The following is a 16888-nucleotide window of genomic DNA, read 5'->3' on the forward strand; positions in this document are numbered from 1 at the left end:
CTTTTTGCTAATCCCAGTTCCCGTACGGGTAGGTTTTGCCTTTGATGAAATCCTGCGTCGACTGAATGAAATTGAACGAGCCACCGGGGACGACATAGTCTTTGCACAGGGTCATTGCATTGCCGGAGAGGGTCCACATCTTCAACGGTTTTATGGGGATGCTGGGGCGTCCGCCAATATCGGAAAACCAGATGTTAACTTTGCCTCCGGGGGACAAACCAAACACCATTCTGTTGTACCACATTGGTGCGCCCGATAGACGATTGTGGTCGGCAGGGGTTTTCATACGCTGCCAGGTTTCCGGCCCAAACACAGCACTGGTTTCGTAGGTTTTTTGATCAATATAAGAATCCCAGCAGAAGACGATGAACTGCGGCGGTTTTTTGACTTTGTTGAAATGGACGCTCCCACCAAAGGTCACATCTGTCCATTTGTTAACGGAATCTGGATCGGGAGAAGTCTGATCAAGCGTGTTAAAGGTATACAGGTAACCATCCGTGTCGATCACTCTGGCATGGAGTACTTCTGCCGGTAACTCGTAAGGTGTGATAAACGAAAAGCTCCACTCACCATAGGGTAACGTCCAGTCAGCGCTGGCGGCCTCTTTTGACTGTAATGGATATTTTTTTTGTGGACTGCAACTGGTGGTTGTCAGCAGCAGTATAAAAACCATCAACTTTTTCATCTTCATCCCTGTTATTCCCAGTTCCCGTACGGGTAGGTTTTGCCTTTGATGAAATCCTGCGTCGACTGAATGAAATTGAACGAGCCACCGGGGACGACATAGTCTTTGCACAGGGTCATTGTATTGCCGGAGAGTGTCCACATCTTCAACGGTTTGGTGGGGATGCTGGGGCGTCCGCCAATATCGGAAAACCAGATGTTAACTTTGCCTCCGGGGGACAAACCAAACACCATTCTGTTGTACCACATTGGTGCGCCCGATAGACGATTGTGGTCGGCAGGGGTTTTCATACGCTGCCAGGTTTCCGGCCCAAACACAGCACTGGTTTCGTAGGTTTTTTGATCAATGTACGAATCCCAGCAGAAGACGATGAACTGTGGCGGTTTTTTGACCTTGTTGAATATGACACTGGGACCATGAACGGTTGAAGCCCACTTATCAAGGGAATCCGAGGCGGGGGCGGTCTGATCAAGCGTGTTAAAGGTATACAGGTAGCCGTCCGTGTCGATCACCCTGGCATGGAGCGCTTCTGCCGGTAACTCATAAGGTGTGATAAACGAAAAGCTCCACTCACCATAGGGTAGCGTCCAGTCAGCGCTGGCGGCCTCTTTTGACTGTAATGGATATTTTTTTTGTGGACTGCAACTGGTGGTTGTCAGCAGCAGGGCTAGTATGAGTACGCTAGGTATTTTCATCGCTGTTTTCCGTCCATGTTGTAAATCGTTCTGTTCCAGTTTTCATCTGGCCGGTTCACAAAGCCGACGATTTTGGTAGCGGCGGCACCGCCATGCAATCCACCCTCTGGGTTGAGCTCTACGGCGTTCCAGTGGGCTGAACAGTGGATATAGCGCCTGGCGATCATTTCCACCTCTTCAGGTGTGAATCCGGCTACTTTTTCTACATTCCGACGGGTCGCTGTACCCATCTCCCGGGCACGTTTGCAGAAATCGTCAAGTTCCTCTGGAAGACGATGTTTTTTGACCTTTTCCACATCCGTAAATACCGAGCCCGCTTCAGTTGCCGCGTCGATCATCATCCTTAATGCCACCTTCGACCAGTCAAAGCTAACCGTGCGATGGCGCAGCGTCAGGGCGGAAAAAGTACGTTTCTGCGGCTGGCTGTAGTGGTCCCGCGGGGCGTAATCGTCCTCCCACACCTCCGGTGTGACTGCATGGGTTCGAACAATAGGCATAATGGCCGCTGAATGCTCTAGCTCAGGCAGTTGCGCTATCGTCTGCCGGTAAACAAGCGACTGTGTCCCGGGCTGGTTGTGCGGCTGGGTTTCCACCAGTGGACGGGTGAGAAAAAGATCTTCCCGCAGCTGCGGCAGATAGCCACCGCAGATATCGGAATGCACGCCGGGAAGTGCCAGCTCCGGCCAGTCAGGGGCAACGCTGTTGAGCGCAAAGTTGTAGCGACACTCATGCTGGGCGGTAATATGAAACACCTTCTCCGCGACGCCGGGAAGCAGGCGGATGTCGACATTGCCGGTATCGGCACTGTGCGGATTGAGACCGTTCGCCACTATGCCGACTGCTGCCACGGTATCTAAAATACCGAGAAAGCGCGTTTTACCCGCCGGGGCACCGCGATAGCTAACCTTGTCCATTCCCGCTGAAATGGCGCTGATAATAGCGCTATCCTCTGCCTGTACACGATTGGCGAAGTGACGTGCCGCCGCCGCACCGCGGCTGAAGCCGAAGATATCGAACAACAGATTTTCGACAACAAACTTGCCCTCCAGTAGGTTAAACGCGATATCTATCGCAGCAGCCAGTTGCGCCACCGCATCGTCAGTTTTGGCGATAATCCCCGTTTCAGCCGTCCCCAGCCCAATACCTACCAGGCTATCTGGTTCGCCTGCCTGGGTACCAATTCCTTCGACATAAACGACACCCTGTGAATAGCAACTGTCTGGTGGGAAGTACTGTTCATACAATTCATGCAGCCAGTGAATATTCGTGTAATACCCTAGATAGCTGGTTGCCCCAATCCCGCTGACCCCCATCTTCTCTGATGCATTCCTGGCGAGAATAGTTGCCGCATCAGGGTTGTTGATTTCATAGTGCTGTGCCGTCAGCGCCTCGAGCATATTTCGGGTGTTCACCGCGTTGTTGCCGGTACCGTCAAAGAATATTCCCAGCGCCAGCGTCACCTTACGTTCTGGCAGCGCTTCGGGAAGGAGGGTCTTCTGCACCACCGGGAAAAGCTGGTTATAACGCTCCGGCGTCAGCAGATAAGCAAACTCAGTGCCGGCAATCAGGTGGCGACTCAGAATATAATCATAATCCACCGAGATATATTCATAATCTAAATTGTTCATCCTTGAATTCAGATAAAAGGAGTTTATCGTCGCACCGCGAATTTCAATCAGATAATATTTCTCCAGTCGTCCGTATTGATTTGCCCGGTAAATATCAAACGTCATATTAAGACGTTCATTATTATTAATGGCGTTGCTGAGTAACGGAGAGCTTTTATCCAGGAGTTTGCAAAATTGCAGGTCGCGATGGTGAACACGGCCATTGGCACCGTCTGCCGCCTGCATCAGGCTGAAGACGAAGATCTCATCTTCATGCCCCTGCTGATAACGGTTACCAACGGAACCCTGTGAGCCGCATCCCGCAGAAATCTGTCCCTGAATATCACCCTCAAGCGTTAAATAAATAAGGCTGCTCATTTATTTTCCTGAGTGTGTTTAGTCAGAACGAAGCGTAATGATAAAAAAAGAGAAGCAACTTGTTATTAATCAAATTACAGAATAAATGCTGGCGATTATTTAAACGTAAAAGGAACCGCTAATAAAACCGCATCAGGCACGAGATAACGTTAAAAAAATCCCCGATGATAAATACCGGGGATTTGTATATTAAGGTGAGAGCGCTAATTACAGAGGCTGCGTCTGCGCCTCAACCACCGCCAGCGCCACCATGTTCACAATACGACGCACGGACGCAATCGGTGTTAACACATGCACCGGTTTCGCCACGCCCATCAGTACCGGTCCCACGGTCACCCCTTCAGAGCTGGACACGCGCAGCAGGTTGTAGCTGATTCGCGCCGCTTCCACGTTTGGCATAATCAGCACGTTTGCCGAGCCTTTCAGCGGGCTGTCCGGCATCCGCTCGTTACGAATACTCTCCACCAGCGCTGCATCGCCATGCATCTCACCATCAATCATCAGCTCCGGCGCGCGCTCGCGCACCAGCTCCAGTGTCTGGCGCATTTTGCAGGCCGCCGGGGATTTAGATGAACCAAAGTTGGAGTGCGACAGCAGCGCCACTTTTGGCTCAATGCCAAAGCGGCGTACGGTTTCAGCCGCCATCACGGTGATCTCCGCCAGCTGTTCCGGGGTTGGATCGTCGTTGACGTAGGTATCAGCAATAAAGGTGTTACCGCTTGGCAGCAGCAGCGCGTTCATCGCCCCGGCGGTGTGTACCCCTTCGCGATAACCGAAGATCTCCTGCACGACGCTGAAATGCTCGTGGTAATCACCGATTGTACCGCAGATAAGCGCGTCGGCCTCACCGCGATGCACCATGATAGCCCCGATCACCGTCGTATTGCTGATAACCGCCCGTTGCGCCTGCTCCTGGGTGATGCCGCGGCGCTTCATGATGGCATAGTACTCGTTCCAGTACTCTTTAAAGCGCGGATCGGATTCGTTGTTTACGATTTCAAAATCCACACCAGGCTTGATTTGCAGACCCAGTTTCTGAATACGCATTTCGATAACGCTCGGGCGACCAATCAGGATTGGCTTCGCCAGCCCCAGTGAGATCAGCTCCTGCGTGGCGTGCAGCACACGCGCCTCTTCCCCTTCGGCCAGCACCACGCGTTTCGCATCCGCACGTGCCTGAGAGAAGATAGGTTTCATGAACAGGTTGGTTTTGTAGACAAACTCAGTGAGCTTATCGACGTAAGCATCGAAATCCTTAATCGGACGCGTTGCCACACCGGAATCCATCGCCGCTTTCGCCACGGCAGGAGCGATTTTAACAATCAGGCGCGGGTCGAACGGTTTTGGAATGATGTAATCCGGGCCGAAGCTCAGATCCTGGTCGCCATAAGCGGAAGCCACCACTTCGCTCTGCTCAGCGTGAGCCAGCTCGGCAATCGCGCGAACGGCCGCCAGCTTCATCTCTTCGTTAATCGCCGTTGCGCCCACATCCAGCGCTCCACGGAAGATGAACGGGAAACACAGCACGTTGTTCACCTGGTTCGGGTAGTCAGAGCGCCCGGTACAGATAATGGCATCTTCACGCACCGCTTTCGCCAGCGGCGGCAGAATTTCCGGTTCAGGGTTAGCCAGGGCCAGGATCATTGGCGCGCGCGCCATCTTCTGCACCATCTCCTGGGTCAGCACTTTCGGGCCAGAACAGCCAAGGAAGATATCCGCACCGTCGATCACATCGTCCAGGGTGCGTTTACCATCGTCTTCCACCGCGTAGGCCGCTTTGGTTTCTACCATGTTTGGTTCACGGTTTTTGTAGATAACGCCTTTAGAGTCACAGACCACAATATTGTGCTTCTGCATCCCCAGCGCCACCAGCAGGTTCATACAGGCAATGGCTGCAGCACCCGCACCGGACACCACCATGCGTACGTCAGAAAGATTTTTTTCCACCACCCGCAGGCCGTTCAGAATGGCCGCGGTGCTGATAATCGCCGTACCGTGCTGGTCATCGTGGAACACAGGAATGTTCATACGTTCACGCAGTTTCTGCTCAATGTAGAAACATTCAGGCGCTTTGATGTCTTCCAGATTGATACCGCCAAACGTTGGCTCAAGTGCCGCCACCACGTTGATAAATTTATCGGGGTCGAGCTCATCGACTTCGATATCGAACACGTCGATACCGGCGAATTTCTTGAACAGCACCCCTTTACCTTCCATGACCGGCTTACCGGCCAGCGCGCCGATGTTACCTAAGCCCAGCACCGCCGTGCCGTTAGAGATTACGGCAACCAGGTTACCGCGCGCAGTGTATTTGTAGGCCGCCAGCGGATCTTTTTCGATTTCAAGGCATGGCGCGGCAACGCCTGGCGAATAAGCCAGCGCCAGATCTCGCTGGGTCGCCAGCGGTTTGGTAGGGGAAACCTGGATTTTGCCCGGAACAGGAAACTCATGAAAATCGAGGGCACTCTGTTTTAACTGATCGTCCATCTTATCGTTCCTTTCACGTATCGTTCATAAAGGGTGGCGTAATAACTCTCCTGATGCTCACCCAGGAATGCCGGCTAGTATCGCCAATGCAGGCGCGACAAACTTTGAAGGCTGCCAAACTCTCGCCATCAGAAAGCAAAAATTGTTATCAATTTATAACGACCATGTTACCCGTCGCAGAAAGCAATGCCTCCCTCGTCTGCTATGCTTTTTTGTTAAGTACCTCTCGTATTTCGCAGAAGTGTGAACTAACGCACTCATCTAACTCTTTTATTCCAAAGGAGTAATTTTCAATGAACCAATTAGACGGCATCAAACAATTCACCACCGTCGTCGCCGACAGTGGTGATATTGAATCTATTCGCCATTATCAGCCTGAAGATGCGACCACCAACCCTTCACTGCTGCTAAAAGCAGCCGGGCTTGCGCATTACAGCCACCTGATCGATGACGCCATCACCTACGGCAAGCAGCGCGGTAAAACCCAGGAACAGCAAGTTGCCGAAGCCAGCGACAAGCTGGCGGTCAATTTCGGTGTGGAGATCCTGAAAAGCGTCCCGGGCCGGGTTTCAACCGAGGTGGACGCGCGCCTCTCTTTTGACCAGCAAAAAAGCATCGCCAAAGCCCGCAGGCTGGTTGAGCTGTATCAGGAACAAGGCATTGATAAATCCCGCATCCTGATTAAGCTGGCCTCAACCTGGGAAGGCATTCGTGCGGCGGAAGTGCTGGAAAAAGAGGGGATCAACTGCAACCTGACGCTGCTCTTTTCCTTTGCTCAGGCGCGTGCCTGCGCTGAGGCCGGTGTATTTCTGGTCTCACCGTTTGTCGGGCGCATCTACGACTGGTATCAGTCCAGACAGCCCATGGATCCGTACATCGTTGAGGAAGACCCCGGCGTGAAGTCCGTGCGTAATATTTACGACTACTTCAAACAACACCGCTACGAAACCATTGTTATGGGCGCCAGTTTCCGCCGCACCGAGCAGATCCTCGCGCTGGCAGGCTGCGACCGCCTGACCATTTCTCCGGCTCTGCTAAAAGAGCTTCAGGAAAAAGAAGAACCCGTCGTCCGTAAGCTGATACCGACATCAACCCTGTTACCGAAACCAAAAGCAATGACGGAAGCGGAGTTCCGCTGGGAGCACAATCAGGACGCAATGGCCGTCGACAAGCTGGCGGAAGGCATCCGTCTGTTCGCCGTTGACCAGCGCAAACTTGAAGATCTGCTCGCCGCCAAACTTTAACCTTGCCATGGAGTGAATTATGTCCCGTAAAGAGCTCGCCAATGCCATACGCGCCCTCAGCATGGATGCCGTGCAAAAAGCCAATTCCGGCCACCCTGGCGCCCCTATGGGCATGGCAGATATTGCCGAAGTGTTGTGGAATGACTTTCTCAAACACAACCCCAATGACCCCACCTGGGCCGACAGAGACCGCTTTATTCTCTCCAACGGCCACGCGTCTATGCTGCTCTACAGCCTGCTGCATTTGTCCGGCTACAACCTGCCACTCGAAGAGTTGAAAAACTTCCGCCAGCTGCACTCGAAAACGCCAGGACATCCGGAAATTGGTTATACGCCAGGTGTGGAAACCACCACCGGCCCACTCGGGCAGGGGCTGGCGAATGCCGTGGGAATGGCCATCGCGGAACGCACGCTGGGCGCGCAGTTCAATCAGCCAGGGCATGACATTGTCGATCACTACACCTGGGTGTTTATGGGCGATGGTTGTCTGATGGAAGGCATCTCGCATGAAGCCTGTTCGCTGGCGGGCACCTTGGGTCTTGGCAAGCTGATCGGCTTTTACGATCACAACGGCATTTCTATCGACGGCGAAACCGAAGGCTGGTTTACCGATGACACGGCAAAACGCTTCGAGGCATACCACTGGCATGTGGTACATGAAATTGACGGCCACGATCCTGAGGCGGTGAAAAAAGCGATCCTCGAAGCCCAGAGCGTGAAGGATAAACCGTCGCTGATTATCTGCCGCACGATTATTGGTTTCGGCTCCCCGAATAAAGCCGGGAAAGAAGAAGCGCACGGCGCGGCGCTGGGCGAAGAGGAAGTGGCCCTTACCCGGCAAAAACTGGGCTGGAAATACCCGGCATTCGACATTCCAAAAGAAATCTACAAGGCCTGGGATGCCCGTGAAGCAGGTGAAAAAGAGCAGCACGCCTGGAACGACAAATTTGCCGCCTATAAGCAGGCACACCCGGACCTGGCCCGCGAGTTTTCCCGCCGCATGAGTGGCGGGTTACCGGACGACTGGGAAGCAAAAACCCAGGCATTAATTGAAAATCTGCAATCTAACCCGGCTAAAATTGCCACCCGTAAAGCATCGCAAAACACCCTCAACGCCATTGGCCCCATTCTGCCGGAACTGCTTGGCGGCTCTGCGGATCTGGCACCCAGTAACCTGACTATCTGGTCGGGCTCTAAATCGCTGAAAGAAGACATCTCCGGAAATTACATTCACTACGGCGTACGTGAGTTCGGGATGACCGCAATTGCCAACGGCATCGCACATCACGGCGGATTTGTGCCCTACACCGCCACCTTCCTGATGTTTGTGGAGTATGCCCGCAACGCGGCGCGTATGGCGGCGCTGATGAAGGCGCGTCAGATCATGGTCTACACCCATGATTCCATCGGGCTTGGCGAAGACGGGCCAACGCACCAGGCGGTCGAGCAACTGGCAAGCCTGCGCCTGACGCCAAACTTCAGTACCTGGCGTCCGTGCGATCAGGTTGAAGCGGCGGTGGGCTGGAAGCTGGCTGTGGAGCGCCACAACGGACCAACCGCGCTGATTTTGTCACGGCAGAATCTGGCGCAAATTGAGCGTACGCCAGAGCAGGTGAAAAACATCGCGCGCGGCGGGTACATCCTGAAAGACAGCGGCGGCAAGCCTGATGTTATTCTGATTGCGACCGGCTCAGAAATTGAAATCACGGTTAAAGCCGCAGAGAAACTGACCGCCGAAGGTCATGCGGTGCGCGTGGTTTCCCTGCCCTCCACGGATATTTTTGATGCCCAGGATGAGGCATACCGCGAATCTGTTCTGCCATCGAATGTGGCCGCCCGCGTGGCCGTCGAGGCCGGGATCGCCGACTACTGGTACAAATATGTCGGGCTGAAAGGCGCGATTGTCGGGATGCACGGCTATGGCGAATCGGCCCCGGCCGACAAACTGTTCCCGTATTTCGGCTTTACCGTTGAGAACGTGGTGGAGAAAGCGTTGAGCATTATTTAACGCACAAACCATGCAGGCCGGGTAAGGCGTAGCCGCCACCCGGCTTTTTTCAAACCACTCTTACCCCTGCCGGCATCACCCGCTCCGGCGTCAGTAACACGCTCTCGCTGGCGTCATCGGTTTCCGCGCACAGCAACATGCATTCGGACGTTTCACCGCGCATTTTGGCTTTCGCCAGGTTGCACAACACCACGACCGTTTTCCCCATCAACTCTTCTTCCCGGTAATACGGCACCAGGCTTGTGACAGTTTGCAGCGTTTTACCGCCCACCTCTATCTGCGCGATGTAGAGTTTATCGGCGTTGGCATGGCGTTTAACGTCGATTATGGTCCCTACGCGGATCTCAAGCTTTGCAAAATCATCGTATGCTACCGTTTCCATATTTTCTCCTGAGTAAAATTTTACTAAATACTAGCACGGTATTTACGATCAACAACAGGTTGGATATTTACTAAAAACGGATGCATGTGCGAACGCATCCTTTACAATGGGCACATCACGTGGGGAAAAAGGACAAACATGGCAACGCTCAAAGATATTGCAACAGAAGCGGGTGTCTCGCTGGCGACGGTATCCCGGGTATTAAACGACGACCCAACGCTTAATGTAAAAGAAGAGACTAAACACCGTATTCTGGAGATTGCCGAAAAGCTGGAATACAAAAGCAGCACCTCCCGCAAGATGCAGTCGGGGGCCGTGGGACAGCAGCATATTCTGGCGCTTTACAGCTATCAGCAAGAGCTGGAAATCAACGATCCTTACTACCTTGCTATTCGCCACGGCATCGAAACTCAGTGTGAAAAGCTCGGCGTTGAGCTCTCTAATTGCTACGCCAATGCCACGCTACCAGAGACGAAAAAACTCACCGGCGTGCTGATTGTCGGTAAACCCTCCCCCGCCGTACGCCGTGCCGCCACCGCGCTGAGCGACAACGTCTGCTTTATTGATTTTCACGAGCCGGGTAGCGAGTACGATGCGGTTGATATCGATCTTTCGCGTATCAGCAAGCAAATTGTCGATTTTTTTATCCAGCAAGGCGTTGAGCGTATTGGGTTTATTGGCGGCGAAGATGAGCCCGGTAAAGCGGATATTCGTGAAGCTGCATTCGTTGAATACGGGCGTCTCAAGAACGTAGTGTCTGAAGACGATATCTGGCGCGGCGGATTTTCCAGTTCCTCTGGCTACGAGCTGGCGAAAAAAATGCTCTCACAGGCAAGCTGGCCTTCTGCGCTGTTTGTGGCGTCAGACTCTATTGCCATTGGGGTTTTGCGGGCCATCCATGAGAAAGGGCTGGCTATCCCGCAGGATATTTCGCTCATTAGCGTCAACGATATCCCGACCGCCCGCTTTACCTTCCCACCGCTTTCCACCGTGCGCATTCATTCCGAAATGATGGGCAGCCAGGGCGTAAACCTGCTGCTGGAAAAATCCCGCGATGGCCGCGCCCTGCCGCTTCAGGTCTTTGTTCCCAGCGTGCTCAAACTGCGCGGCACCACGCGCTAACTCCCCACTTTTCGTCCTGCCCCACACACTGCCGGGTTCGCCCGGCAGAGATTTATTTCGTGATCGAGTTAAAGCAAATAGGTTTTACTGATTTTATTTAGTAAAACTTTTACTAAAATACTCAGCAATGATGTTTTACCCCACAGGGAGATAACATGAATCGCTGGGAAAATATTCAAATCACGCATGAGAACCGGCTTGCGCCGCGTGCGTACTTCTTTTCGTATGACGATGTTGCACAGGCGCGAACCTTTGCCCGCGAAGCCAGTAGCCACTTTTTGTCATTAAGCGGCCAGTGGAATTTTCGCTTTTTCACCAACCCGCTGCTGGTACCTGAAAACTTCACTTCTGAATATATGGCCGACTGGGGCGCTATCACCGTGCCAGCCATGTGGCAGATGGAAGGTCACGGCCACCTGCAATATACCGATGAAGGATTCCCCTTCCCGGTTGATGTGCCCTGGGTGCCCAGCGATAACCCCACCGGAGCCTATCAGCGCTTTTTCACCCTGTCTGACGGCTGGCAGAACAAACAGACCCTGATTAAGTTCGACGGCGTAGAAACCTATTTCGAGGTTTACGTTAATGGCCGTTATATCGGCTTTAGCAAAGGCAGCCGGCTAACCGCCGAGTTCGATATCAGCGATGCGGTGGTGACCGGGCAAAACCTGCTGTGCGTGCGCGTCATGCAGTGGGCAGACTCAACCTACATTGAAGATCAAGATATGTGGTGGACGGCGGGTATTTTCCGCGACGTCTATCTGGTCGGCAAAAATCAGGCCCACGTGCAGGACTTCACGGTCAAAACCACGTTTGATGAAAACTACCAGGATGCAACCCTCGCCTGCCAGCTTGTGCTGGAAAACCTGGCCACACAGCCGGTTAATGTGTCGCTGGAATATGCTCTCTATGACGGTGACGTGGTCTTGCACCAGGGCGCAACCCGCAGCCTTGCACTCACCCATACGGCGGAAACTGGATTTAGCATCGCAGTTAAGCAGCCGCAGCAGTGGTCAGCAGAATCACCGTACCTGTATCACCTGGTTATCACGCTAAAAGATGAACAGGGGCAGACGCTGGAAGTGATCCCTCAGCGCATTGGTTTTCGTGATATCACCGTGCGAAATGGCCTGTTCTACGTCAACAACCATTACCTGAAGCTGCACGGCGTCAACCGCCATGACAACGATCACCTCAAAGGCCGTGCCGTGGGGATGGATCGCGTCGAGCGCGATATCGTCCTGATGAAGCAACACAACATCAACTCGGTGCGAACTGCCCACTACCCGAACGATCCGCGCTTCTACGAGCTATGCGATATCTATGGCCTGTTTGTAATGGCAGAAACGGATGTTGAATCCCACGGTTTTGCCAACGTAGGCGATTTGAGCCGCATCACCGACGATCCGGTGTGGGAGCATGTTTACGTCGAGCGCATCGTACGCCACATCCACGCCCAGAAAAACCATCCGTCCATCATCATCTGGTCACTCGGCAACGAATCCGGCTACGGCTGTAATATCCGCGCGATGGCGCGTGCGGCGAAAGCACTGGACGATACCCGCCTGCTTCACTACGAAGAAGATCGCGATGCCGAAGTGGTGGATATTATTTCCACCATGTATACCCGCGTGCCGCTGATGAATCTGTTTGGCGAATTCCCGCACCCGAAACCCCGCATCATCTGCGAATACGCACATGCGATGGGGAATGGTCCTGGGGGGTTGACCGAATACCAGAACGTGTTCGATCGCCACGATTGTATTCAGGGGCACTATGTCTGGGAGTGGTGCGACCACGGTATTCAGGCAACCGATGCCAATGGCAGGACGTTCTACGCCTACGGCGGTGACTTCGGCGATTACCCGAACAACTACAATTTCTGCCTCGATGGGCTTATCTATTCAGATCAAACCCCGGGGCCGGGCCTTCGCGAGTACAAACAGGTTATCGCACCGGTGAAACTGGCATGGCACAACGGCGCGCTGCGGGTTGAAAACAGACTGTGGTTCACCACACTGGATGACTACAGCCTGCATCTCGAGGTGCGCGCAGAGGGAGAAACGCTGCACAGCCAGCAGCTGAGCCTGGCCGGGATTGCCCCGAACAGCACGCACACCCTGGCGGTCACCTTGCCGGCGCTGGATGAACGGGAAGCTTTTCTCACCGTTCACGTTCGCAAGAACAGCCGCACGCTTTACAGCGAGGCCGGGCATGAAATCGCTACCTACCAGTTCCCGCTAAAAGCGCGTACCGCCAACGCAACGCCATTTATCGACCGCAACGCCACCCCGCTGACGTTTAAAGAGGATCGTCTGAGCTGCACGGTTACCGGCCACAACTTCCGCGTGAGCTTCTCAAAACTGACCGGAAAGCTCAGCGCCTGGCAGGTAAACGGGGAAGAAAAACTGACCCGCGAACCGAAGATTAATTTCTTCAAGCCGATGATTGATAACCACAAACAAGAGTACGAAGGACTGTGGCAGCCCAACCATCTGCACATCTTACAGGAGCATCTTCGCGGCTTTGAGGTAGACACCTGCGACAGCGAGGTGGTGATAACTACCCGCACGTTGATTGCGCCGCCGGTGTTCGATTTTGGGATGCGCTGCACCTACCGCTGGCGGGTTGCGGCTGACGGGCAGATCAACGTCGAGCTGAGCGGGGAGCGCTACGGTGACTACCCGCACATTATTCCGTGCATCGGCGTCACCCTCGGCATCAACGGGGTATTCGACCAGGTAACCTGGTATGGCCGCGGGCCGGGCGAAAACTACCCGGACAGCCAGCAGGCCAGCACCATCGATCTGTGGCACGCCACGGTGGATGAGATGTTTGAAAATTATCCCTTCCCGCAGAACAACGGCAACCGACAGCAGGTGCGCTGGACATCCCTGGCGAACCGTCAGGGCAGCGGAGTGCTGGTGGTTCCCGAGCAGCCTATTCACTTTAGCGCGTGGCACTACACCCCGGAGAACATTCACGCGGCACAGCACTGCAATGAACTGCAACGTAGCGAAGACATCACCCTGAATCTTGACCACCAGCTGTTGGGGCTAGGCTCAAACTCCTGGGGCAGTGAAGTGCTGGACTCCTGGCGCGTCTGGTTCAGGCCGTTTAGCTACGGATTTACCCTGCTGCCGCTGGAGGGCGGGCAAACCGCGTCACGCGTCCTGGCGCAGCATCAGTTTGGCGCAGGTTTCTTTTCGACGAATTCGCACAACGAGGCAGACCAATGATCGTTCTCGATAGCCTGGAACAGTTTAAGCAGCTTTATCGCACAGGCCGCAAATGGCAACGCTGCGTGGAAGCCATTAATAACATCGACAACATCCCGGCAGGCGTTGCCCACTCGATTGGGGATTCGCTGGCCTACCGTGTGACCCGCGATACCACCACGGACGCATTATTCGTAAGGCATCGCCGCTATTTCGAGGTGCATTACTACCTGCAAGGGAGACAAAAGATTGAGTATGCCCCCCGGCAGGAACTTCAGCCCGTTGAATGCTATCGCGACGACACTGACCGCGAGTATCTGAAAGGTGTCGGCAAGACCCAACAGGTGCACGAGGGACAACTCGTTATCTGTGAAAACCATGAAGCCTACCGCTTCATCAGTGAAGAGCCAGTAAAAAAAGTCGTCCTCAATGTGACCATTGAAGACGGTTACTTCCATAACAAATAAAAAACACGAGCGGTGCCAATGCAGCACCGCTATCCTCCTCGTACCCGGAGAAACGTTATGTCTGAAACAACCAAGCGCAATACCATCGGCAAATTCGGCCTGCTGTCGCTGACGTTTGCCGCCGTTTTTAGTTTTAACAACGTTATCAACAATAATATCGAACTGGGGCTCACCTCGGCTCCGATGTTCTTTTTAGCCACGCTGTTCTACTTCATTCCGTTTTGTTTAATCATCGCGGAGTTTGTGTCGCTGAATAAAAACTCCGAAGCCGGGGTGTATGCCTGGGTGAAAAGTTCGCTTGGCGGACGCTGGGCATTTATCACCGCCTACACCTACTGGTTTGTTAACCTGTTCTTTTTCACCTCATTATTACCGCGCGTTATCGCTTACGCCTCTTACGCCTTTCTGGGCTATGAGTACATTCTTACGCCGTTTGCCACCACGGTACTGAGCATGGTGCTCTTCGCCTTCTCAACCTGGGTATCCACTAACGGGGCGAAAATGCTGGGGCCTATTACCTCAGTGACCTCCACGCTGATGTTGTTGCTGACGCTCTCCTATATCCTGCTGGCCGGCGCGGCGCTGATGGGCGGCGTGCAGCCTGCCGATCCGATTACCGTCGATGCGATGATTCCCCATTTCAACTGGGCATTCCTCGGCATTACCACCTGGATCTTTATGGCCGCCGGGGGCGCTGAGTCCGTTGCGGTATACGTTAACGACGTGAAGGGCGGCTCAAAATCTTTCGTTAAGGTCATCATCCTGGCGGGGATCTTTATCGGCGTTCTGTACTCCATCACTTCTGTGCTGATTAACGTCTTTATCAGCAGCAAGGAGCTGAAATTTACCGGTGGTTCAGTGCAGGTATTTCACGGCCTGGCGGTCTGGTTTGGTCTGCCTGAAGTGCTGATGAACCGTTTTGTGGGCCTGGTCTCCTTTACGGCGATGTTTGGCTCGCTGCTGATGTGGACTGCCACGCCGGTAAAAATCTTCTTCTCTGAAATTCCAACCGGGATTTTTGGCCCGAAAACCGTGGCCCTGAACCAGAACGGCGTACCGGCTCGCGCGGCCTGGATACAGTTTCTGATTGTCATCCCGCTGATGATTATCCCGACTATGGGCTCGAATACCGCGCAGGAGCTGATGAACACCGTCATTAATATGACCGCCGCAGCCTCTATGCTGCCACCGCTGTTCATCATGCTGGCGTACCTGAACCTGCGGCGTAAGCTCGATCATCTGCCGCGCGATTTCAAAATGGGGTCACGTACCACGGGCATGGTGGTGGTGTCGATGCTGATTGTTATTTTCGCCATCGGCTTTGTTGCCTCAACCTTCCCGACCGGCGGCAATATTCTGACCATTATTTTCTATAACGTCGGCGGTATTGTTTTATTCCTCGGCTTTGCCTGGTGGAAATACAGTAAATACGTAAAGGGTTTATCAAAAGAACAACAAGAAGTTGAAGCATCACCCGCCTCAAATATTACCTGATACAGCAGGCAGGGATTTTATTTCTTTGGGATGAGTTTATGAAAATTAAAGCAAATTATGCTGGGGCACTCGCTGCCCTCTCTTTCTGCTGCCCGTCATTTGCCGCAGAGGACGCGCGACCGGCAGAGCACGATGACACGAAAACACCGCAGATAAGTTCTCCGTCATACCGTTTTTATGGCGAACTGGGTGTCGGCGGATATATGGATCTGGAAGGCAAGGAAAAACACAAATACAGCGACGGGACCTATATTGAGGGCGGTCTGGAAATAAAACAGGGCAATTGGTTTGGGCTGATTTACGGCGAAGGCTGGACGGTGCAGGCCGACAGCCAGGGCAATGCCTGGGTCCCCGATCACAGCTGGGGCGGTTTTGAAGGCGGGCTTAACCGTTTATACGGCGGTTATAAAACCGATAACGACACCGAAATCATGCTCAGCGTGCGGCAGGACTCCTCGCTTGATGACCTGCAATGGTGGGGCGACTTCACGCCGGACATGGGGTATGTGATCCCCAATACGCGCGACATCATGTACGCCCTCAAGGTGCAGAATCGTTCGGGTAACCTGCGCTACAGCGTGACCGCCACGCCTGCGGGGCACCATGACGAAAGCAAGGCCTGGCTGCATTTTGGCAAATACGATCGCTATGACGATAAGTACACCTACCCGGCAATGGCGAACGGCTATATCCAGTATGACATCGTTAAAGACGTCACCTGGATGAACGGACTGGAACTTACCGATGGCACCGGCCAGCTCTTGCTGACCGGCATTTTGTCCCCGAACCTGGCCGCTCGCGCCTGGCACCATACCGGGCGCGCCAGCGGCAAGGACACCTCCGGTACGGAATCGGGGTACATGGTCAGCGCCATGGTAGAGGCGCTTAAGGGTGTCTATCTCTCCACTGCCTACAGCTACGCCCGGCATCGCCCGGACAACGCGGCCGACGAAACTACGTCGTTTATGCAGTTTGGTATCTGGTACGAATACGGCGGCGGGCGCTTCGCCACCGCTGCCGATAGCCGCTTCTATATGAAAAATGCCTCAGGCGATCCGAGTGACCGGGTCTTCCTGATGCAATATTTCTACTGGTAAAAAG

12 protein-coding genes are annotated in these 16888 nt (G+C 53.8%); 7 read left to right on the forward strand and 5 right to left on the reverse strand.

All coding sequences use genetic code 11. The features are described 5' to 3' along the window. Positions 1–7 precede the first annotated feature (7 nt). From HV107_RS02570 to maeB, 4 genes are all read right to left on the reverse strand, one after another. Positions 8–691, reverse strand: coding sequence for a DUF2931 family protein (locus HV107_RS02570; RefSeq protein WP_182061955.1), 684 nt, complete (start codon positions 689–691; stop codon positions 8–10). 5 nt (positions 692–696) lie between these two features. Then, positions 697–1380, reverse strand: coding sequence for a DUF2931 family protein (locus tag HV107_RS02575; RefSeq protein WP_182061956.1), 684 nt, complete (start codon positions 1378–1380; stop codon positions 697–699). Then, the gene (tssD, locus tag HV107_RS02580; RefSeq protein ID WP_182061957.1) at positions 1377–3365 is read right to left on the reverse strand and encodes a type VI secretion system tube protein TssD; all 1989 of its coding nucleotides are present in this window, start codon (positions 3363–3365) and stop codon (positions 1377–1379) included. The genes HV107_RS02575 and tssD overlap by 4 nt, the downstream gene beginning before the upstream one ends. A gap of 207 nt (positions 3366–3572) precedes the next feature. After that, positions 3573–5852 carry an NADP-dependent oxaloacetate-decarboxylating malate dehydrogenase gene (gene maeB, locus HV107_RS02585; RefSeq protein WP_182061958.1) on the reverse strand — a complete coding sequence of 760 codons (2280 nt, stop codon included), beginning with the start codon at positions 5850–5852 and terminating at the stop codon, positions 3573–3575. Positions 5853–6145: 293 nt separating this feature from the next. Here maeB and tal point away from each other — a divergent pair, with 293 nt between their 5' ends. Beyond that, positions 6146–7096, forward strand: coding sequence for a transaldolase (tal, locus tag HV107_RS02590; RefSeq protein WP_182061959.1), 951 nt, complete (start codon positions 6146–6148; stop codon positions 7094–7096). 19 nt (positions 7097–7115) lie between these two features. Continuing rightward, complete coding sequence (gene tkt, locus HV107_RS02595; protein WP_182061960.1) at positions 7116–9104, forward strand: transketolase; 1989 nt, start codon at positions 7116–7118, stop codon at positions 9102–9104. Positions 9105–9153: 49 nt separating this feature from the next. Here the strand turns inward: tkt and HV107_RS02600 are convergent, their stop codons facing one another. Next, positions 9154–9486: a tRNA-binding protein gene (locus HV107_RS02600; RefSeq protein WP_182061961.1), complete on the reverse strand. Its 333-nt coding sequence runs from the start codon at positions 9484–9486 to the stop codon at positions 9154–9156. A gap of 138 nt (positions 9487–9624) precedes the next feature. Here HV107_RS02600 and ebgR point away from each other — a divergent pair, with 138 nt between their 5' ends. The 5 genes from ebgR to ygjJ all read left to right on the forward strand — a co-directional run bounded on the left by ebgR (position 9625) and on the right by ygjJ (position 16884). Continuing rightward, the gene (gene ebgR / locus HV107_RS02605) at positions 9625–10608 is read left to right on the forward strand and encodes a transcriptional regulator EbgR (protein WP_182061962.1); all 984 of its coding nucleotides are present in this window, start codon (positions 9625–9627) and stop codon (positions 10606–10608) included. Positions 10609–10763: 155 nt separating this feature from the next. Continuing rightward, entirely contained in the window at positions 10764–13847 is a 3084-nt protein-coding gene (ebgA, locus tag HV107_RS02610; RefSeq protein ID WP_182061963.1) for a beta-galactosidase subunit alpha, read from the forward strand. Continuing rightward, complete coding sequence (locus tag HV107_RS02615) at positions 13844–14293, forward strand: beta-galactosidase subunit beta (protein ID WP_182061964.1); 450 nt, start codon at positions 13844–13846, stop codon at positions 14291–14293. Before ebgA ends, HV107_RS02615 begins: the two co-directional genes overlap by 4 nt. 57 nt (positions 14294–14350) lie before the next feature. Continuing rightward, a complete protein-coding gene (locus HV107_RS02620; RefSeq protein WP_182061965.1) occupies positions 14351–15787 on the forward strand; it encodes an amino acid permease in 1437 nt (478 codons plus the stop codon). Positions 15788–15825: 38 nt separating this feature from the next. Further along, a complete protein-coding gene (gene ygjJ / locus HV107_RS02625) occupies positions 15826–16884 on the forward strand; it encodes a protein YgjJ (RefSeq protein ID WP_182061966.1) in 1059 nt (352 codons plus the stop codon). Positions 16885–16888 lie beyond the last annotated feature (4 nt).

The sequence above is a fragment of the Enterobacter sp. RHBSTW-00175 genome (assembly GCF_013927005.1).
Taxonomy (GTDB): Bacteria; Pseudomonadota; Gammaproteobacteria; order Enterobacterales; family Enterobacteriaceae; genus Enterobacter.